This is a genomic window from Desulforhabdus sp. TSK (assembly GCF_022836495.1).
Lineage (GTDB): Bacteria > Desulfobacterota > Syntrophobacteria > Syntrophobacterales > Syntrophobacteraceae > Desulforhabdus.
Genome location: NZ_BQXM01000007.1, coordinates 31,409 through 51,263 on the forward strand (window position 1 = coordinate 31,409; position 19,855 = coordinate 51,263).

A 19,855-nucleotide genomic window follows, 5' to 3' on the forward strand; every position below is an offset into this window, starting at 1 on the left:
AGGGGGTACTGATCTGCCGGCAACCCTGCTGCCGTATTCCCTCATGGTCGTCCATGGGAAACTTAGGCCAGTGGCTTTGCGTCCCACCCTTTAGAGTGGTTTGCCTTTTTCAGCGTTTCTAAATGGTTGAAGTGCCGTCGGCGTTCACCGCAGAGAGCGCGGAGAACGCAGAGGACAAAGCTCCTCCGGCTTATGGTGGGCTGTTCCTCCTTTTTTGAGTAGTGCCTATACTTCCTGTACCTAACGGTCATAAATGCGGTGGCGCTCATGACCGTTATACTGCAAACGGGTAAAATCTTGACTTTTGTAGGAGCGGCTTCCAGCCGCGATTCTATTGGGAGCCGGCTGGTACAATCGCGGCTGGAAGCCGCTCCTACGGGAGCATCAATAAGTCAGGGGTCTCATCCGTTTGGAGTATAAGTGGGGGATACGATCCTCCCATCGCGGACCTGTAAAGAGCAAAATCAACGCCAAATGGAAGCCTTTCTCCAAATTGGTTTAGCGGAGGAGGGCAATCCCCATGAGAGGCTAGGAATCATACGGGGATTTCATTGTAATGGTTGGATTTTATGGATCTTTATGTATAGAAATAAAGAATGATGGGGAGGGATTTTCGAAACCAGGTAACCAAGACATTAAAAGCACACCGTTTGAATGGGCATGAGCGGCGGAATGTAAACGAACTTCTAAATTCAAATTTGTAGATCCACACCCTTTCCACAAGTCATCTTCCCACCCTTCCGAGCAGGGCAATCGCATCAAATGCTGTCACCTCCGCAAGGATGAGATCTGGACTGATTGATTTCCTTGCAGGAGCGGCTTCCAGCCGCGACAAAAGAGTTCGATTGAAAAAGTCGCGGCTGGAAGCCGCTCCTACAAAAGCCAAGCTATCAGACGGAACCACACAGTGGAGCCAAGTGCGTGAATGGACCTCCCCCGTTGTCTGATAACGATTTGCTGCCTTTTGCCTCTTGTCAACGGCTACTTCGTACGATCGCCCCACCTTTCCGACAGCCTGATTCTCTGCTGGTATTAAAATTGCTGTGAGTATGACAACCTTATTGAGAAACTCATGGTATGCCAGCCACATATGGCAGCCACACAAGGAGCACAGGGTGGAAAAAGTATTTCTCTCCATTCCCTACCTGGTCTTATCCACTGAGCACACGCTCGCGGGAGACGTGTCGGAGCATATCCTCACGCCTTTCGGCACCCTCGACGTCTGCTTTCCCGCTTTGTCGGCATCCAGGCATCCGAACACCCCGATGGAAATTGAGGTCCGGTTGGACCTCGGTTCCTGGATGGTCTGGAAAGAAGCGCCGCAGGAATTCAGCCGAACGCTCCCGGAGCTCGTTTTGAAGATGGTTTCAAGTCGCTGGGAAGATCGATTCCCCCCAGGGGTGTCGGTGCGCTTCAATGGAGCGCTTTGGGAAGCCGGCATACAGGAACGCGGATCGATGGAAAGAAGGGATGAAGCCCCCTGATGATGGTCGCTTCGCTGCTACTTATTTTTATACCACCTGGCGTGCGTGATGCCGTACTTCTTGATCTTGTAATGCAGCACCCTCGGAGTCACCCCCAGGAGGCGGGCGGCATCCTTCTGGATCCAGAGGCTCTTTTCCAGGGCTTCCAGAATGAGATTGAGCTCCTGGTCGCTGAGGTTCTGGCTAATTTGGTGGTCCCCATTTCGGGATCGCGGGAGGATCGGCTCGTTGATCATCACGTTTTCCGCCCGGACGACAGGCCCGTCCTCCAGGAGGACCGCTCTTTCGATGGTATTGGAAAATTCGCGGATATTTCCCGGCCACGAGTACCGCTTGAAAATATCCAGGACGGCAGGGGAAAATGCCTTGACCCGCTTGCGGACGCTGCGGCAGACCTTGTCCAGGAGGTAGGCCGCCAGGGGCTCGATGCACTCCAATCGCTCCCGCAAGGCGGGCAGTTGGATCCGGAGGACGTTGATGCGGTAATAGAGGTCCTGGCGAAAGCTCCCGTCCGCCACCTGTTCCTCCAGGTTTCGATTGGTGGCGGCGATGATGCGAATATCCGAATGGATCGTCCGGTTGCCTCCCAGCCGTTCGAAGGCCTTTTCTTCCAGGACGCGCAGCAGCTTTGCCTGCAAAGCGGGGCTCAGCTCCCCGATTTCATCCAGGAAAACCGTCCCGCCGTTGGCCTGCTCCAGCCTCCCCGCCCGAGCCTTGTAGGCCCCCGTAAAGGCACCGGCCTCATGCCCGAAAAGCTCGCTTTCCAGCAGGGCTTCAGGAATGTTGGCGCAATTGATGGTGACAAACGCCTTGCTCTTCCTCTGGCTGTTGAAATGAATGCACCCCGACAGAAAGCTTTTTCCCGTTCCCGTTTCGCCCGTCATGAGGATCGTCGAATCCGTAAGGGCAAGCTTGCGGATCATGCTGATGGTATTTTGCATGACGGGGCTGGCTGCGACAATCCGGTCCATGTCGTAAACAACATCCTGCTGCCTTCGGTGATAATCGATTTCATTCTTGAGGCTCAGGTTTTCCATGGCATGATCCACAGCCACCTTCATCTTGCCGGCCTCATAAGGCTTCACGATGAAATCGAACACTCCCAGCTTGATCGCCTGAACGATCCTTTTGGGCTCGCCCGTCTCGCTTGTGGCAATGACTGGAGCATTGGCTGCGGCCTCGAGGAATTTCGGAAGGAAGTCCAGCCCCTCCGATGCCGGAGGAAGGTCCAGGACCACGGCGTCGAAGGCTTCCTTGTTCAAAACGGCATGAGCCGACCGGTAATCCGGTGAGAAAGTCACCTCATGACCGGAAAAGGTCTCATCGGAGTAAATTTTCCTGATTTCCTGACGTTGTTCCACAACGAGTAGTCGCGCCATCCTGCTTTCTCAGTTCATGTTCAAAAATGATTTATTTGCGGGTTTCCATATCCGACTGCACGTTTGCCAACGCTTTCATGCCACCTATCGGATGAATGGAGGAAATTGTTGAAATTAAAACCCAAACCGATGCGATTTCAAAGTGTATACTGCGAACGGGTAAAATCTTGACTTTTGTAGGAGCGGCTTCCAGCCGCGATTCTATTGGGAGCCAACTGGTGCAATCGCGGCTGGAAGCCGCTCCTACGGGATCGTTAATAAGTCAGGATCTCATCCGTTTAAAGTATAAACCTATAGTTTACAGACATTTGGAGATTTAGGCTCTGTGGGGATGGTGCTTCGTAAAATCAGGAATTTCCTGATATACAACTTGTATTGCGTAAGCTATGCTGTTGAGCGTCCGAGAATATGCCGACTCATGTAGCGAAGCGAAGGGCTTTTGACAAATGCACCACGAAGAACACGAAGTCCACGAAGATGGAATGAATTGTTTTTATTAGAGTTTTAGAGGCTGTGTAAGAAACGAGTCAAGCGCTCTTGGCATGCGCTTTGTTTCGTCATTCCGGCAGTCTTTAAGCCGGAATCTGGCTTTTTCGCAGGGCTGGATTCCGGCTTAAAGACTGCCGGAATGACGAGCAAACGAATTTTCAGACAGTTGTTTAGTATTTCACTTCGTGCCCTTCGTGTTCTTCGTGGTGTATCATGGTAAAATAAATTTTGAAAAAAACTGTGTGATCGGGCAATTAGATGCTTGAACGATGACCATCAAGGGGAGACATCATGCGGCAGGAACTGACGGAACTGCTGGTTCGTATCATGACTCTGAGCTGCGGTATCGAGAAGAAACATGAATTCTTCCAGGCCGTTCTCCCGGAAATCCACAAGGCTTTCGCCGCGGACGAAACTCAACTGCTCCTACAGGAGAAGGAGACCGGGTTCTGGAATGAGATAGCCCGTTTTCCCCAGGAAATGCCGAGCGAGAAGCTGCCCATGGTGTACATGGGGATGGAATCTGTCGAGTGCCCTCCCCTCAAGCCTGTCCTCACGGGTTCACCTCGGTCGACCGACCTCATTTTGCCCCTGGAGCAATTCCAAGCGCCCCTCATCCATCTATGCCTGTCCTGGCAGCAAAGTGTGCCTCCCGCGTGGATCCGGGACGAATCCATCCTGTCCCTGTTTTGCGAAAAACTCGGGAAATACCTTTCCTGGGAACACATCATGCTGCAGATCGCCTCTTCCAAGCGCCACCTGCAGGCCATTTTCGACCACCTACCGTTTCCCGTAAGCGTCATCAACCCGGATTTCACCATCGATCGTGCCAATCGAGCCTTTTCAGAGACATTCAATATCCCCATCGACCGCATAGCGGGTAAAAAGTGTTTTGAAATTGTGCACCGACAGGCGGAGCCCGATGGCCAATGCAAGCTTCAGGACGCATTGGCCACAGGCGAGGAAATGTTCCTGGAAATGACCAACGGACGCAGCCTTCACATTTCCTTTCTGCCCTTCGCCTCACATGACGGGATTTTCAAGAACCTCGAAATATTCAAAGTGAAGAGTGCCCTGGAGGAAAGCAGCGAAACGGTGGGCGACCCTGAGTTTGCGCGGCTTTACGACCTCCTGAGCCAGCCCCTGACCGTCCTTTCCCTCATCGCCGACATGATGAGCCTCGATCCCCAGGAGGGCTGCAGTGCCGAATACATTGAAATCACGCGGCACGAGCTCAACCGCATCATGACCATTCTGAAGGATGAATGCAAGGCGCGGCGGGTGCGTTGACGCACCCGACTTCAGAGGGGCCGAAAACTCGTGCTGCCGCGCAGCGGAAAATTCAAGATCCTTCCCCACACTTCAGCTGTCAACCGATCGCCTGCTCGGCAGGCACGTAGAGGTCTTCCAACCCGAAAGCCTGCGCCACCGGATGGAAGAGAATATTCCCCTTGTAGAGGTTCAAGCCCCGCTGAAGGGGCTTATTTTTTCTGACGGCCTCTTCGACGCCATCCCTGGCCAGCTTGAGCCCGTATTGGATCGTGCGGTTGTTCAGGGCGAAAGTCGAGGTGCGGGCATAGGCGCCGGGCATATTGGTCACGCAGTAGTGGATGACTCCCTCTTCCACATAGACGGGATCGTCGTGGGTGGTGGGGCGCGAGCTTTCGGCGCATCCCCCCTGATCGATGGAGACATCCACAAAAACACTGCCGGGCTTCATGTCCTTCAAGTGCCGTCGGAGAATGAGCTTGGGGGCCCTGGCCCCCGTAACCAGGACCGCTCCGATGACGATGACGGCCTTGGCCAGGCCCGTTTCGATGGCGGAGCAGTCCCCGTAAACGGGGAACACATTGGGAGGCATGATGTTGCCCAGGTGCTCCAGGGTGTTGAAGTTGATATCCAGGACCGTCACTTTGGCTCCCAACCCCGCCGCGACACGCGCTGCGTTGCTCCCCACCGTCCCACCTCCGAGAATCAGCACGTTGGCGGGTGCGACTCCAGGAACGCCCGTGGGAAGCAGCCCGCGGCCTCCCTGCACCTTCATGAGGTAATAGGACGCCACCAGGGGCGCCATGCGGCCGGCCACTTCGCTCATGGGCTTCAGGAGCGGCAGGGACCCGTCTTCTTCCTGCACCGTTTCATAGGCCACGGCAATGATTTGTTTTTCAAGACAGGCCCGGGTGAGCTTTTCACTGGCGGCAAAGTGAAAGTAAGTGTACAGGATCTGCCCCGGCTTCAGGAAATCGTATTCCCTGGAAAGGGGCTCCTTGACCTTCACGACCATCTGGGCCTCACTCCAGACATCTTCGGCCCTGTCCAGGATGCGCGCACCCACGGCCAGGTATTCCGCATCGCTGATGCCCGAGCCCAGACCCGCGTCTTTTTCCAGGAACACCTCATGCCCCGCCCCCACGTAAGCCTTCACGGCGGCGGGAGTCAGCCCCACACGATATTCATGGTTCTTGATTTCCTTCGGACATCCTATCTTCATGCAGAGAAACCTCCTTTGAAGTATGCATTGAAAGAACCGCCCCCGATTCCCGCCCACCGCCATGATATATAATCATTAAGGGTTCAAAGCTTCGTTCGTTGTAGGAGCGGCTTCCAGCCGCGACGATGAGACAGTCGCGGCTGGAAGCCGCTCCTACAACGAACAGATGGCCACCAAATCATAAAATCCGAACCTCAACGAGTATAGCTAATGGCAGCGCCAGATGACGGCCCCGGGCCGTCATCTGAAGATGAATGGCGATTGACAGGGATTCTATTTTATGCTGTAAGAATATGCCATCCCCTTTTTAAAATTGTTTGAACCCCTTAGCATTATTTTACCCTGCAAAAATTTAGGAGGAGAACCTGCATGCGTAGAATGTTCACACCGATGGCAATGGTACTCATGGCTGCCTTGGTGGTTTCCCCGTGCTCCTGGGGAGCCTCGGATACACTCAAGATCGGCTTCAACATTCCCCTGACAGGCGATCTCCCCAAGGTCGGCGAAAGCTCCAAGTTCGCAGCGGAAATGCTCAAGGATGGAATCAACGGGGCTGGCGGACTCAAGATCGGCGACAAGACCTACAAACTGGAATTCATCTACGAAGACAACGAAACAAAGGCTGAATCCGCCACCGCCACGGCTTTGAAGCTCATCACTCAAAACCAGGTCCTGGCCATCATCGGCCCTCAGTCCAGCAAGCAGGCCATTCCCGCGGGCGAAGTCTGCAACGCCAACAAGACTCCCATGATCTCCCCCTGGTCCACAAACCCGCAAACCACCCTGGACCGTCCCTATGTTTTCCGCGCCTGCTTCCTGGACCCCTTCCAGGGCCCCGTGGCCGCAAAATTCGTGACGGACGAGTTTGGAGCCAAGAAAGCGGCGGTTCTTTATGACATCGCCAGCGACTATCCCAAGGGGCTGGCTGAGTATTTCAAGGAAGCCTTCGAGAAGATTCACGGCCCCGGTTCCGTTGTGGCCTTCGAAACCTTCACGACCAAAGACAAGGACTTCAGCGCTCAGCTGACCAAAATCGTGAATTCCGGAGCAGACGTCCTCTTCACCCCCCAGTATTATGACGAAGTTCCCCTCATTGTGAAACAGGCCAAGGAACTGGGATGGAAAAAGCCCATCATGGGAAGCGACAGCTGGGGCTCCGCCGAGCTCATGACCCTCTGCGGCGATGCCTGCAAGGGCTACTATTTCAGCACTCACTATGCCGCGGCAGGAGCTAAAGGCGCCACCAAGGAGTTCATCGACAAGTACAACGCCAAGTACGGGTATGTGCCCGACGACGTGGCCGCCCTCACCTGGGATGCCGTCCGCCTCCTCCTCCAGGCCATGCAGAATACCGGAGGCATGACGGGGAATTTGGACAAAGACCGCGACGCCATCAAAGACCAGCTGGCCAAGATCAAAGACTTCGAGGGCATCACCGGCAAGATGACCTTCACCCCCGGCGGCAACCCCATCAAGTGCGCCGTGGTGGTCAAGATCAGCGATCAGGGCGCCTTCGAGTTCTTCAAATCAGCCTGCCCATGATCCCAGTCCGGAAGGGCGCGTTCATTTCGATTCTTGATACGGTGACATAAAGACAAATAAAGGCGGGAAGCGATTCCCGCCTTTATTGAGAAAAGAGGCGATTAATCGGCATCCTTCACTCCGGGTAGGACGCATTTTATGCACCTTCCGCTCGGAAGTTTTTTAACTAGCAAATTCACCACGAAGGACACGAAGATCACGAAGTGAGAAGTGAGATGAAAGCTAGTGCTTCACGTCTCTGTGGTCTTCGTGCTCTTCGTGGTTGATTTGTCAAAGCGCTTTTGTTCGAACGCTCACGTCCTGTCCCCGAAAGGAGCACGGATCCTTGGATCTCCAGAGCTTTTTCCAAAACCTACTCAATGCGCTCCAATGGGGGAGCTTCTACGCCCTCATCGCCCTCGGTTATACGCTGGTCTACGGGGTCCTTCTGCTCATCAATTTCGCTCACGGCGACATTTTCATGGTGGGAGCCTACATCAGCTTTTTTATCGCCACTTTTTTTCTGGGGCAATATGCCTTCGCCCTTCCCATGGCTCTCCCCAACACCGCCATTTTCGCCATCACCCTGGTGCTCACCATGATGATCACGGCGGGGTTCGGAGTCACCCTCGAGCGCGTGGCCTACCGCCCTCTCCGAAGAAAAGGAGCATCCCGGCTTTACGTCGTCATCACGGCCCTCATGTGCGGCCTCATCCTGGAAAACGGCAACCTGGCGCTCCTGGGAGCCAACCGCCGCAGCTTTCCGGAACTGCTGAACAACACCGTCCATGTCATCGGCGGCGTTTCCGTCAGCAGTGTAAAAATCCTCGTCATCATCACCACTATTGTCGTCTTTCTGCTCCTGGAAACCATCGTTCGCAAGACAAAGCTCGGCATGGCCATGCGGGCCATTTCCTACGACCGCATGGCAGTCCCTCTCATGGGCATCCCCGTGGACACGGTCATCGTCTTCACTTTTGCCCTCGGTTCTTCCATGGCCGCCCTGGCGGGAGTGCTCTTCGCCACGGCCTATCCCGTGCTGGAGCCTTACATGGGAGCCCTGGTGGGTTGGAAAGCCTTCATCGCCGCCGTACTGGGGGGAATCGGGGAGATTCGTGGAGCCTTCGTGGGCGGATTCCTGCTGGGTTTTGTGGAAATCTTCGTCGCGGCGTTCTTCCCCTCCACCCTGAGAGATCTCATCGCCTTCAGCATTCTTCTCATCTTCTTGAGCGTCAAGCCCACCGGCATTTTCGGAGTGGCGCGCACCACCAAAATCTGAGGACCAGGACAAACCCATGCGCAGATTCACCTCGGTCAGTCTCTACGGCCTCCTTTGCGTGCTGCTGATTGCGGCCGCCCAGGGCCAATGGATCGACGCCTATGTGCAGATCATCATCATGTTCATCGGCATCAATATCATCCTGTCCACCTCCCTCAACCTCATCAACGGCTACATGGGGGAATTTTCCGTGGGCCACGCCGGCTTCATGGCTGTGGGCGCCTATATCACTTCGGTGCTGAACGTCTGGTTCTTCACCTCCAGCAAGGTGTTCGGCCCTCCCCTGCTCACCCCGTCGAGCGCCGTCTATCTGTTTCCCGTCACGCTGCTCCTGGGAGGCGTGGGAGCCGCCCTCGTGGGGCTCCTGGTGGCCGTTCCGTCCTTTCGGACACGGGGGGATTACCTGGCCATCATCACCCTGGCCGTGAACTACATCGTCAAGAGCTCCATCGAAAACATCCAGGCCATCGGCGGGGCACGCGGCTTCATGGGCATGCAGAACACCGTCAATTCCATGAAGGAGTCCTGGAATCTCCCCTGGGCGCTCGTCTGGGTACTGGTCATGGTGGGAGCCACGATCTGGACGATTTACCGCTTTGTCAACTCCACCTATGGCAAGGGCATCATCGCCGTCCGGGACGACGAGATCGCCGCGGAAATCATGAGCGTCGACACCCAGAGGATGAAGCTGGTGGCCTTCATGCTCTCCTCAGGACTCGCCGGCATTGCCGGGGGGCTCTTCGCCCACGTGCTCGGCTACATCAACCCCGGCACCTTCACCATCATGAAATCCACCGAAGTCCTGGTGATGGTCTATCTCGGCGGCATGGGCTCCCTCAGCGGCTCCGTCCTAAGCGCCATCGCCCTCACCCTGGTCCTGGAGCTCTTTCGGCCGCTCCAGGTGGCCAAATGGGTGGTGGTTCCCCTGCTGCTCATCCTCCTCATGCTCTTCCGCCCCGAAGGCTTTCTGGGGCACCGGGAGCTCAGCGACGTTTTCCCCCGGCTGCGCCGATGGTTTTCACCGCAAGAAAGGCAATCATAAATGTCACTTCTGGAAATTCGGAATATGACCCGATTTTTCGGGGGGCTCCGGGCTGTTTACGATTTCAACCTCAGGCTGGAGGGCGGTGAGCTCCTGGGGCTCATCGGCCCCAACGGCGCAGGCAAGACGACGGTCTTCAACCTGGTGTCGGGCTTTTACGAACCATCGGACGGGGAAATCCTCTTTGAAGGCAAAAACACGGCGGGACTCCGCCCCCACCAGGTGACGGGCCTCGGGATGGCGCGGACCTTTCAAAATATCCGCTTGTGGAACAGCCTGACGGTTTTCGACAACCTCTGCATCTCTCAGCACTACCACCTGGGCTACGGCCTCTGGGACACGGTGCTCAAGACACACGCCTACCGGCAGAGCGAGCAGAGGGTGAAAAAGACGGCGGATCGGCTCCTGGAAACCCTGGGATTGAGCCACTATGCCAGGGAATATCCCAAGAACCTTCCCTACGGCCTGCAAAGAAGGCTGGAAATCGGGCGTGCCCTTTCCCTCCAGCCCAAACTGCTCCTTCTCGACGAACCCGCGGCAGGCATGAATCCCGGTGAGGTGGAGGACCTGATCGAGCTCATTCGCTGGATTCGCAAGGAATTCAAAGTGACCATCTGGCTCATCGAGCACCACATGCGGGTAGTGATGAGCGTATGCGAGCAGATCAAGGTCCTCGATTTCGGGGAAACCATCGGTGAGGGGACCCCGGAGCAGATCAAGAAAAACAGGCGTGTCATACAAGCCTACCTGGGAGACGAAGAACCCATCCATGATGCTTGAAGTCGATAATCTGCATGTTCGTTATGGAAGCATTGAAGCCCTGCATGGCATTTCCTTCCAGGTGAAGGAGGGGGAAATGGTGGCTCTCCTGGGAGCCAACGGAGCGGGAAAAACCACCACCCTCATGAGCATCATGCGACTGCCTCCCCCCGAAGGCCCTGTCGTCACGGAAGGGAGCATCCGCTACGGCGACACGAATCTCCTGCCCGTTGCCTCCCACACGGTCGTGGCCAGGCACGGCATCGGCCTGGTCCCCGAAGGGCGTCACATCTTCGGGAATCTCACGGTGCAGGAGAACCTCAAGCTCGCCACCTATGCGCGGACGGACACGGAGCGCATCGCCTGGGATTATGAGCGGGTTTTTTCCCTCTTTCCGCGCCTGGCCGACCGCAGGAATCAGCGGGGCGACACCCTGAGCGGCGGTGAGCAGCAGATGCTCGCCATGGGTCGGGCCTTCATGAGCGGCATCCGGTTCATCCTCCTGGACGAACCGTCCATGGGGCTGGCTCCCCTCCTCATGCAGGAGCTCTTCCGCGTGCTGAAGGAACTGAACGACGCCGGAACCACCATCCTGGTGGTGGAACAGAATGCACACATCGCCCTGAAGTACGCTCACCGGGCCTATGTCCTCGAAGCGGGCCGCATCGTCCTGGAGGGCTCCGGGGCGGAGCTGGCTCACAACCCCGAGATCCGCAAGGCGTACCTGGGGTAGATCGATCTCTGGAGGGAGGGACGCTGAGGACGCTGACGGGGCGCTGAAAAACGCTGATAAAAATCCCTTTTAAAATAAACAGCGAAAGTCAGCGCTCCGTCAGCGTCCTCAGCGTCCCATCCCCGTCCATTCGAAACCAAGACGACTTCTTCTTGGAGGAGGCTAAGAATATCCCATGAAAATTCTCATTTGCGACGGAATGCACGAGAGCGGCCTGTCCCTGCTGCGGGGAGCCGAGGGGATCCAGGTGGATGCCCCCGAGGGGTTGAGCGCGGAGGAAATCAAGGCGCGGCTCCACGAATACGATGCCATGGTGGTTCGGAGCCGCACCAAGGTGACGGCCGACCTGTTAGAAGCTGCAGCACGCCTGAAGGTCATCGGCCGGGCCGGTACGGGAGTGGACAACATCGATGTGAAGGCCGCCATCGAGCGCGGGATCCTGGTGATGAACACGCCGGGAGCCAATGCCATGGCTGCCGCGGAGCATACTCTGGCCCTCATGTTCTCTCTTGCCCGCCATGTGCCCCAGGCCTGCCAGTCCATGCGCGAGGGGCGCTGGGAGAAGAAACGCTTCATGGGAACGGAGCTCTACCACCAGACCCTGGGCATCATCGGGCTGGGAAGAATCGGGTCCCTTGTGGCCGATCGCGCCATCGGCCTCAAGATGGACGTGCTGGGCTACGATCCCCACATTCTTCCCGAAGCGGCCGCCATCCTGGGGGTGGAAGCCGTCTCTCTCGAAGAGCTGCTCGCCCGCTCGGATTTCATCACCCTGCACACACCTTCGACTCCTGAAACGCGACGCATCATCAACCGCCAGACCCTCGCCAAGACGAAGCCCGGCGTCCGCATCCTCAATTGTGCGCGCGGGGATCTCGTGGACGAAGAGGCCCTCTACGACGCACTGGAAAGCGGCCGCGTGGCGGGAGCGGCACTGGACGTCTTCAACCAGGAGCCGCCCACGGGCAATCCCCTGCTGCACCTGCCCAACTTCATCTCCACACCCCACCTGGGGGCTTCCAGCTTTCAGGCGCAGGCCAATGTGGCACGCGCCATCGCTTCCCAGATCCTGGATTACCTTCAGGCGGGCATCATCCGGAACGCGGTGAATTTCCCATCCATCAGCCCGAAAGATTATGAAAAAATCCGCCCCTACCTGGTGCTCGCCGAAAAGCTCGGGCGCCTCCAGGGCCAGATCGCATCCCCCATCCAGCGGTTGGAGATCGAATACAGCGGATCGGAGCTCCAGGAAGTCGGACTGGAGCCTCTGACGCAAACCGTCATCAAGGGACTGCTGGACCCCATCCTGGCCGAAAAGGTCAACCTGGTGAACGCACCCCTGCTGCTCAAGGAACGTCAGATCGACCTCGTCGCCTCCACCACCTCGGAATCACGCGGCTACACGGGCAAGATCACCGTCAAGGCCAAAGGCAAACAAGGGGAATGGTCCATGGCGGGAACGGTGTTCTCCGGGGATGAAATCCGCCTGGTCCACCTCAACAATTATCGCTTGGAAGCTGAACTGGAGGGGATCAACCTTCTCATTCAGAACAGGGACAAACCCGGCACCATCGGCTTCATCGGGACAACACTGGGCCGGCACCAGGTCAATATCGCCAACATGCACCTGAGCCGCACTCCGGACCGGGAATCAGCCATCGCCATCATCCGCATCGACGAGGAAGCCCCACCGGCAGCCCTGGATGAGCTTCGAAGCCATCCGAACATCATTTCCGTGCAGCAGGTCAAACTGTAAGGACGAGGAGGTCGAGAGCCATGGATGTGATCGAACCGGTACGCGTCGAACGAACGTATGTTCAAAAACTGAAAGCACGCCCGGAGGACATCTTTCCCCTCCTCTGTCCGGTGCGGGAACTTGAATGGGTGGAGGGCTGGAATCCTCTCCTTGTCGTCTCTCATTCGGGCATGGCCGAGGAAGACTGCATCTTTCTGACGGGAGAGGAGGAGCCCGAATCTTACTGGGTGATCACCGAACGGGACATGAAGCATTTCCACATGAAAATGATCAAGGTCACCCCGGGCATGACGGTGGCAAAGATCTCTCTTGCACTGCAAGCCACCGGAGAGGAAACCACGGACGCCGAGGTCACGTACATGTACACAGCCTTGAGCGAGGTGGGTGAAGCCTTCGTACACGGCTACACGGAGGACTTCTACAAGGAATTCATGGTCCAGTGGGAGACGGCCCTGAACAACTACCTGCAGTTCAGGAAAGAGGAAAAAATCAAAGGGTCGAAGGGCGTTGATACATCAGGCTGAAAAACTTCATTTTCACGCGGAGCCGCAGAGGGCGCGGACCCTGTTGCCACTCGCTTTTCTCCGCGTCTCTGCGTGAGTCAAGAGCTGCATAAGAAAGCCCCATTCAGCCGGAGGGGGGAGGCCGAACGGGGCCAGGAGGGGTTAGGAGAAGGCGACATACTGTCAACCTCGCCTAAAGAGTAACCATGCGATTTTAATTCTTCAAGTACCCCCTTGTCCGACCCAGTGAGGCTTAGACCTTCAGTTCATGCACCCAGCCGAAGGGGTCCTCTTTCTCACCGTACTGAATGCCCACGATCTCGTCGTACAGCTTCTGAGACCATTCTCCGGCCGCGCCGTTCTGGATTTTGAAAGACTGGTCCTTGTAGGAGATGGAACCGACAGGGGAAACGACCGCAGCCGTTCCCGTTCCAAAAATTTCTTTCATGTCCCCGGACCGGACGGCATCGATGACTTCCCCGATTTCAATGGGACGCTGGTGCACAGTGATTCCCCAGTGCTCCGCCAGTTGAATGACGGAATCTCTCGTGATGCCGGCGAGTATGGAGCCGCCCAGGGGAGGAGTCACCAGTTCATCCTTGATGCGGAAAAAGATGTTCATGGTGCCCACTTCTTCCACAAACCGCAGCTCCACCGCGTCCAGCCAGAGCACCTGGGTGAATCCCTTCTTCTTGGCGTATTCCGCCGCATAGAGGCTGGAAGCGTAGTTGGCCATGGTTTTGGCTTCCCCGAGGCCACCCCGCACGGTACGGACGAACTGGTCCGAGACATAGATGGAGACGGGATTGAAGCCCTCGGGATAGTAGGCGGCAACGGGGCCCGTGATGATGAAATGCAGGTATTCATTGGCCGGGCGGACCCCCAGGTGAGGCTCGCTGGCGATCATCGTGGGGCGGATGTAAAGGGAAGATCCCATGCTGTGAGGGATCCAGTCTTTATCGAGCTTCAGCAGTTCATAGAGGGCCTCGAACTGAAAGGGCACCTCGATTTGGGGCATGCACAGCTTGGCGGCGGATCGATTGTACCTTTCGAAGTTCTTCTCGGGACGAAACAGGTGGAGTCTCCCATCCGAACAGCGATAAGCTTTCATTCCCTCGAAAATCCCCTGGCCATAATGCAGGACCATGGCCGCAGGGTCCATCTGAAGGACCTGGTGGGGAACGACACGGGGATCCTGCCAACCCTTCTCGCCTTTGTAATCCATCATGAACATATGATCGCTGAATGTCTTGCCAAAGACGAGCTTGCTCTCATCAGCCGGTTTAGGACGCCGTTTGGCAGGCTCCACGGGTTGAATCCTAATTTTCATCTAAGCACCTCCCTTTCCCTGACTTTCCCTAAGAGGATGGACAGACTCCTCAACATATGAATGCTTGAATGAACATTCTTTGGTAAAAAAACTCTAGACTTCTCCTCCCGTTACTGCAAGGCAAAATGTGGCGATCTCAGGAATCGACTGATCTGTTTGCTGTAATGCTGCACCAGCAGCCGGTTGCCCGTGTCGGAATACATCTCGCCTCCTTTCGCGTCGCCGTCTTCCTCTTCCATGCGCTTTTCGATAACGCCCTTTTCCACGTAAAATTTCAGGGCATTGTTGAAGAGGATCTTCGAAATGGATTCGGGGCGCTCCACCAGTTCCAGCTTGAGAGCCTTCTGACCGAGGCTCAGGACCTTCTTAATGAAGTCCTTCTCCGTGTAGGGATTCTTCTGAAGATACCGGAAGGCCCGGAGCACAAGCCAGTAGCCCTCGAAATAGTTTCTCAGCAACCCATGAAAGCAGTGGGCCGTGCGGAGCCCCGCATGCGTCAGCAAAAAGGGCTGGTCTGCATCCCCCACGCGGTGGACCCAGCCCTTCGCTTCGAAGGCGGAGAGCACCTCTTCCACCAGCTTTTCACTGCGGACCTCGTTGTCGTAAACGAATTCAAATTTGAAGAAATTATTCATGAAATCATAGTCTTCCAAGGTCTGAGCCATACTGAAGCGGAAGCTTTCCTGGGCCAGGATGGAAGTGGAAATGTAGGCTGCGGGAAGGAGGAAATGGATGATATTGTTTTTGTAATATTCCAGGGTCAAACGCTTGCTGTCTTCCATGGTGAAGACTTCTTCCTCCAGGTCGTCGTCCTCATCCTTCAGCTTGCCCACGAGCTTGTTGCGCTCAAGGTCCCAGAGCGTCTCTTCCAGGCACTTGTCATAACTGCGGAGTGTCTTGGAAAACCGCACCCCGCAGTGGCTGAGATAGTCGTAAAAAATTTGCGCGGTTTCCTGCACTTCGGCCATGGACACGCCGTGTCGGGAGGAGGCCAGCAGGGCTGAAGCGGCCAGGGCGTGGGGAGTCACCAGGGACGCCTTGTTGATGCTGTTGATGATGCGATAGGCGAAATCCCTGTACATGGCGTGGCGCTCTTTGGGCCGCATGGCCTTGGTCCCCGCCCGATACCGTTCCAGGTGCCGCTGGAGCGAGAGGGGCTCGGCAAACTGGACATACACCCGCCCATAGCGCTTCTTCAGGAAGCGCCTTGCCCGCATCAGCTGGCCGATGTTTTCCTGGACCTTGGCCCCTCCGGTGATCTCCTTCATGTAGGATTCTTCCTCGGGAATGCGGTCGTAACAGATGGAGGTGGGCACAAAGACGAGGTCCTCGCAGAACCCTTCCTCCACCGCCTGGATAAGAATCGCCAGGAGGCCCATCTTGGGCAGGATCATTTTCCCCGTGCGGCTTCTCCCACCTTCGATGAAGAATTCCATATTGTGACCGAGCTGCACCATGGTTTTTACATAGAGAGAAAAGACCTCCGCGTAAAACCTCAGTCCCTTGAAGCTGCGGCGAATGAAGAACGCCCCGCAGTTTCTGAAAATCGGACCGAGGGGCCAGAAAGCCAGGTTCTTGCCCGCCGCCACAAAGGGTGCGAAGAGGTTGTTCTTGAAGAGGATATATGAAAGGATGAGGTAATCGATGTGGCTCTTGTGGCAGGGGATATACACGAGGGTCTTGTGCCGTGCCGCGCGCTTGACCTTCTGCAGGCTGTCCACATCCAGATCGATGCCGTCGAAGAGATTGTTCCAGACCCACGTGAGGACATTCGCGCCAAGCTCCACCAGGGGATAATTGTAACTGGCGGCGATTTCATTGAGATAGCCGTCCGCTTCCATGCGCACCTTCCAGACCTCTCGATTGCTGGAACGGGCGCGCCGTTGCATGAAGGCATCCAGGCGGGGGTGATGCAGTATGATTTCCTTCAGCTCGAGGTTGCTCTTCATGGTGGGACCGACGATGGCCCGGCGCATTTCATCCAGGGAATCAATGACGTTCCGCCGCACCTGGTAAATCTGCTTCCGACGCTCGGAAAGATCTTCAGAAAGCTCCGGAAGAATCTCCTGGAGGTTCAGCGCTTCCCCAACCTCGAGCACCGCGTTGGAATAACCACGCAGGAAAGAAATGATCTTGCGCAAAGGCCCGGGATTATCCCTCCGGCCATGAAAGATCTCCAGGAGGCCACGACGCTCGCGCCCCGGAGATCGCGTGTACAGGAGCATCAAAGGGACCACGAAAACAGGGCGCCCGCTCTCCCGCTGAATATCGAACAAGTGCTCCAGGGGATCGTTTCCCACGAGCACCGTCCGTTTGTAATAGCCCCTTTTCCCCACCAGGAAAAACAGGCCCGAATGGCCTTCGTTGACTTTATCCCGGTAGTGCCCCTCTTCATAGGGATTCGGGAGGCAGCCTCTCCGGATCAGGTGCCAGAAATGATAGACAAGAATTTTTACTGTATACCAGCGGGGTTGCCAGAGATAAGGGTGGACGTCGAAAAGAAAGGAGGGGGGATTCAGCCCCAACTGGTGCAGGCGGAGCCCTGCAGAGACAAAATCGAACTGGGAACGATATTTCATCGCGTAGACAACCGTTCCACGGCCGGCCAGTTCTTCCAGCTGGCGCTGCTGGTCCTCGGGCATGGAAACCCTGGAGACGAGATGCTCAAACCACCCCTGGGCCAGGACGCGGGGCTTTTGCCGGATACTATACCCATACCGATCTTCATCGACGGTCAAGCTCAGGTGTTTCCTGATTTTTTGCCACCACTGTTTCATGGCTTTCTTTACCTTCCTCGTCTAAGAGGCTGTCTAAAAATTCGTTTCCTCGTCATTCCGGCAGTCTCTTAGCCGGAATCCACCCCAGCGAAAAACCTGGATTCCGGCTTAAAGACCGCCGGAATGACGAAACAAGGTGCATGCTCAGAGTGATTGACTCATTTTTTAGACAGCCTCTAACTTCTGAGCAGGTCAATGGCGATGGATCAAAGGTTCTTAACTTATCAAAAAATTCCGACCGAAAACAAACTTTTTATTTTCCATGGAGCAGCACCGATCTTGAAAAAGAGAAATCATCATGGTGTGTTCCTCTCGCTCTGAACCAAGGCCAAGCGGTTGTATACTCGTTAAGGACAGGAATCTGCATTCTGTAGGGTGCGTTTTACGCACGAATATCAGCCGGTGCGTGAAACGCACCCTACTTGCTCCATCCGAAATGGGGCAAAGGGGGGGGAAGGAATCCCCGGGGTTCATTTTTTGTTGAAACAATGCTATCAGGATGAAAAGGAAACCTGCCATTTCGGGAACTTGCTCAAGGGAAAGGGATGTGAACGGCGGGCCTTTCCGTATCCTCCGTTCAACACAAAGTCATCTGCAGGAGAGTCGACGTGCTGAGTGAGCTGGTCGTAAACAATTTTGCCATCATCCGACACCTGGATGTTTCCTTTCAACCGGGTCTGAATATCCTTTCAGGAGAGACAGGAGCCGGAAAATCCATCCTGGTGGGAGCCGTCAACCTCATCCTGGGAGGCCGTGCTTCCCAGGAAATGATCCGCACGGGGACCAACGAAGCCACGGTGGAGGCCCTGTTTCAGCTCTCACCCGACGCAGCAATCCACCACAGACTCCAGGAATGGGGTATGGAGGCTTCCCATGAAGTCCTGATCCGCCGTGCCATCAGCCGCAGCGGCCGCAACCGGGTTTTTGTGAACAACCAGATGGTCACACTCCAGCAACTGCAGCAGCTGGCCAGGGGGTTGATCTCCGTCTCCGGGCAGCACGAGCACCAGCTGCTCATGGATGCCGAGGTCCACCTGGGGCTCCTGGATGCCTTCGGCAACCTGGAGGAGCCCTGTGTCGCCGTTGGAGAGCTATACGCCCGATGGTCCAAAACCCGGGACGATCTCAATCGGCTCCGGAAAGCCAAGCAGGACCAGGCGTCCCAAATGGATTGGATGCGCTTTCAGCTCCAGGAGCTGGAATCTGCCAACCTCCAGCCGGGGGAAGACCAATCCCTGGAGCAGGAAAGGAATCTCCTGAAGCACGCCGCCACCATCCGTGAGGCGGCACAGAGTGCTCACCAGGCCATTTATTCGGGACGCGGCTCAATCCTGGAGCAACTGGCAGGGGTGGAGAAAAGCATTCTGACTCTTAAGGCCATCGACCCCGGCCAGGCGCCCCTCATGAACCACCTGGAGCAGGTGCGCATTCACCTCGAAGAGCTCTCCCACTCCCTGCAGCAGTACGCTCACGGCATCTCTTTCGATCCCCAGCGCCTGTCCACCGTGGAGGAGCGCCTCGCCCTTCTGCAGAAGCTCGGCAAGAAATACGGCGGGACCCTGGAAGCCATGCTGGAGCGCCGGGACGAGCTGAAGCGTTCCCTGTCCCAGGAAGAGGATGCGGACTTCAGGGAGGATCAACTGGTGAAGGAGATGGAAGCACTGCAGGGGAGCTACCTGGCACAGGCCGTGGAGCTTTCGGGCCGGCGGCATGAGGCGGCCCGGGTCCTCGCCGAAGAAGTGGAAAAGACGCTGGCGGCCCTGGACATGCCCAAAGCCCGTTTTGCCGTGGGATTCTCCGGCGAGGAGAGCGATGACACGGGCGCAAAACCCCATGAGCATCCCTTTACGCCCACGGGTATCGACCGTGTGGAATTTCTCCTTTCCGCCAACCCCGGGGAGGATTTGAAGCCCCTCGCCCGCGTTGCTTCCGGCGGGGAGCTCTCGCGCATCCTGCTGGCACTCAAAAGCCTCCTCAGCCGGAGGGGAGAAGCGGAAACCCTCATTTTCGACGAGGTGGACACGGGGATCGGCGGCCGTACGGCCGAGCTGGTGGGGCTTCAGCTCAAACGGCTGGCCACCAAGCACCAGGTGGTCTGCATCACCCATCTCCCGCAAATCGCCTGCTACGGCGAGCACCATTACAAGGTGATGAAAGAGACGCAGGGCGAAGAAACGGCCACCCACATCGACCTTCTCTCACCCGAAGACCGCATCGAGGAATTGGCCCGCATGTTGGGGGGGATTTCCATTTCTGAAAAAACCCGGGCCCACGCCCTGGAGCTGCGCCAGCAAGCATTGGAAAACATGTGA

General features: G+C 56.4%; 14 protein-coding genes and 1 riboswitch. Of the genes, 10 read left to right on the forward strand and 4 right to left on the reverse strand.

Annotated elements, in window-relative coordinates; genetic code table 11:
• Nucleotides 1-15: 15 nt before the first annotated feature.
• A riboswitch (cyclic di-GMP riboswitch) is annotated at nucleotides 16-115 on the reverse strand.
• A 1,000-nt stretch (nucleotides 116-1,115) separates the two neighbouring features.
• Nucleotides 1,116-1,484, forward strand: coding sequence for a hypothetical protein (locus tag MWC30_RS05890; RefSeq protein ID WP_244083229.1), 369 nt, complete (start codon nucleotides 1,116-1,118; stop codon nucleotides 1,482-1,484).
• 17 nt (nucleotides 1,485-1,501) lie between these two features.
• On the opposite strand, the gene MWC30_RS05895 is transcribed toward MWC30_RS05890, so the two are convergent.
• A complete protein-coding gene (locus tag MWC30_RS05895) occupies nucleotides 1,502-2,863 on the reverse strand; it encodes a sigma-54 dependent transcriptional regulator (protein WP_244083230.1) in 1,362 nt (453 codons plus the stop codon).
• Between the two features lie 780 nt (nucleotides 2,864-3,643).
• On the opposite strand from MWC30_RS05895, the gene MWC30_RS05900 reads away from it, so the two are divergent.
• Complete coding sequence (locus MWC30_RS05900) at nucleotides 3,644-4,642, forward strand: PAS domain-containing protein (RefSeq protein WP_244083231.1); 999 nt, start codon at nucleotides 3,644-3,646, stop codon at nucleotides 4,640-4,642.
• A 79-nt stretch (nucleotides 4,643-4,721) separates the two neighbouring features.
• Here MWC30_RS05900 and ald read toward each other — a convergent pair whose 3' ends face one another.
• Nucleotides 4,722-5,843, reverse strand: a complete 1,122-nt coding sequence (gene ald, locus MWC30_RS05905; protein WP_244083232.1) for an alanine dehydrogenase — start codon at nucleotides 5,841-5,843, stop codon at nucleotides 4,722-4,724.
• 396 nt (nucleotides 5,844-6,239) lie between these two features.
• Between ald and MWC30_RS05910 the strand changes: the two genes are divergently transcribed.
• The 7 genes from MWC30_RS05910 to MWC30_RS05940 all read left to right on the forward strand — a co-directional run bounded on the left by MWC30_RS05910 (nucleotide 6,240) and on the right by MWC30_RS05940 (nucleotide 13,457).
• Nucleotides 6,240-7,385 (forward strand): ABC transporter substrate-binding protein, encoded by a 1,146-nt coding sequence (locus tag MWC30_RS05910; protein WP_368860810.1) that lies wholly within the window; start codon nucleotides 6,240-6,242, stop codon nucleotides 7,383-7,385.
• A 325-nt stretch (nucleotides 7,386-7,710) separates the two neighbouring features.
• On the forward strand, nucleotides 7,711-8,643 hold the full coding sequence (locus MWC30_RS05915) for a branched-chain amino acid ABC transporter permease (RefSeq protein WP_244083234.1): 933 nt from the start codon (nucleotides 7,711-7,713) through the stop codon (nucleotides 8,641-8,643).
• A 16-nt stretch (nucleotides 8,644-8,659) separates the two neighbouring features.
• The gene (locus tag MWC30_RS05920) at nucleotides 8,660-9,685 is read left to right on the forward strand and encodes a branched-chain amino acid ABC transporter permease (RefSeq protein WP_244083235.1); all 1,026 of its coding nucleotides are present in this window, start codon (nucleotides 8,660-8,662) and stop codon (nucleotides 9,683-9,685) included.
• Nucleotides 9,686-10,465 carry an ABC transporter ATP-binding protein gene (locus MWC30_RS05925; RefSeq protein ID WP_244083236.1) on the forward strand — a complete coding sequence of 260 codons (780 nt, stop codon included), beginning with the start codon at nucleotides 9,686-9,688 and terminating at the stop codon, nucleotides 10,463-10,465.
• The gene (locus MWC30_RS05930) at nucleotides 10,455-11,177 is read left to right on the forward strand and encodes an ABC transporter ATP-binding protein (RefSeq protein WP_244083237.1); all 723 of its coding nucleotides are present in this window, start codon (nucleotides 10,455-10,457) and stop codon (nucleotides 11,175-11,177) included. Before MWC30_RS05925 ends, MWC30_RS05930 begins: the two co-directional genes overlap by 11 nt.
• Before the next feature lie 175 nt (nucleotides 11,178-11,352).
• Nucleotides 11,353-12,933 carry a phosphoglycerate dehydrogenase gene (gene serA, locus MWC30_RS05935; protein WP_244083238.1) on the forward strand — a complete coding sequence of 527 codons (1,581 nt, stop codon included), beginning with the start codon at nucleotides 11,353-11,355 and terminating at the stop codon, nucleotides 12,931-12,933.
• Between the two features lie 20 nt (nucleotides 12,934-12,953).
• Nucleotides 12,954-13,457, forward strand: coding sequence for a hypothetical protein (locus MWC30_RS05940; RefSeq protein ID WP_244083239.1), 504 nt, complete (start codon nucleotides 12,954-12,956; stop codon nucleotides 13,455-13,457).
• Nucleotides 13,458-13,689: 232 nt separating this feature from the next.
• Here MWC30_RS05940 and MWC30_RS05945 read toward each other — a convergent pair whose 3' ends face one another.
• Both MWC30_RS05945 and MWC30_RS05950 read right to left on the reverse strand, forming a co-directional pair.
• Nucleotides 13,690-14,766 carry a branched-chain amino acid aminotransferase gene (locus MWC30_RS05945; RefSeq protein WP_244083240.1) on the reverse strand — a complete coding sequence of 359 codons (1,077 nt, stop codon included), beginning with the start codon at nucleotides 14,764-14,766 and terminating at the stop codon, nucleotides 13,690-13,692.
• A 110-nt stretch (nucleotides 14,767-14,876) separates the two neighbouring features.
• A complete protein-coding gene (locus MWC30_RS05950) occupies nucleotides 14,877-17,543 on the reverse strand; it encodes a 1-acyl-sn-glycerol-3-phosphate acyltransferase (protein WP_244083241.1) in 2,667 nt (888 codons plus the stop codon).
• A gap of 608 nt (nucleotides 17,544-18,151) precedes the next feature.
• On the opposite strand from MWC30_RS05950, the gene recN reads away from it, so the two are divergent.
• Nucleotides 18,152-19,855 (forward strand): DNA repair protein RecN, encoded by a 1,704-nt coding sequence (gene recN / locus MWC30_RS05955; RefSeq protein ID WP_244083242.1) that lies wholly within the window; start codon nucleotides 18,152-18,154, stop codon nucleotides 19,853-19,855.

Coding starts and splice junctions, on each gene's coding strand:
- MWC30_RS05895 (WP_244083230.1), bottom strand. CDS start 2,863: ATGGCGCGACTACTCGTTGTGGAACAACGTCAGGAAATCAGGAAAATT.
- MWC30_RS05900 (WP_244083231.1), top strand. CDS start 3,644: ATGCGGCAGGAACTGACGGAACTGCTGGTTCGTATCATGACTCTGAGC.
- ald (WP_244083232.1), bottom strand. CDS start 5,843: ATGAAGATAGGATGTCCGAAGGAAATCAAGAACCATGAATATCGTGTG.
- MWC30_RS05910 (WP_368860810.1), top strand. CDS start 6,240: ATGGTACTCATGGCTGCCTTGGTGGTTTCCCCGTGCTCCTGGGGAGCC.
- MWC30_RS05920 (WP_244083235.1), top strand. CDS start 8,660: ATGCGCAGATTCACCTCGGTCAGTCTCTACGGCCTCCTTTGCGTGCTG.
- MWC30_RS05925 (WP_244083236.1), top strand. CDS start 9,686: ATGTCACTTCTGGAAATTCGGAATATGACCCGATTTTTCGGGGGGCTC.
- MWC30_RS05930 (WP_244083237.1), top strand. CDS start 10,455: ATGATGCTTGAAGTCGATAATCTGCATGTTCGTTATGGAAGCATTGAA.
- serA (WP_244083238.1), top strand. CDS start 11,353: ATGAAAATTCTCATTTGCGACGGAATGCACGAGAGCGGCCTGTCCCTG.
- MWC30_RS05940 (WP_244083239.1), top strand. CDS start 12,954: ATGGATGTGATCGAACCGGTACGCGTCGAACGAACGTATGTTCAAAAA.
- MWC30_RS05945 (WP_244083240.1), bottom strand. CDS start 14,766: ATGAAAATTAGGATTCAACCCGTGGAGCCTGCCAAACGGCGTCCTAAA.
- MWC30_RS05950 (WP_244083241.1), bottom strand. CDS start 17,543: ATGAAACAGTGGTGGCAAAAAATCAGGAAACACCTGAGCTTGACCGTC.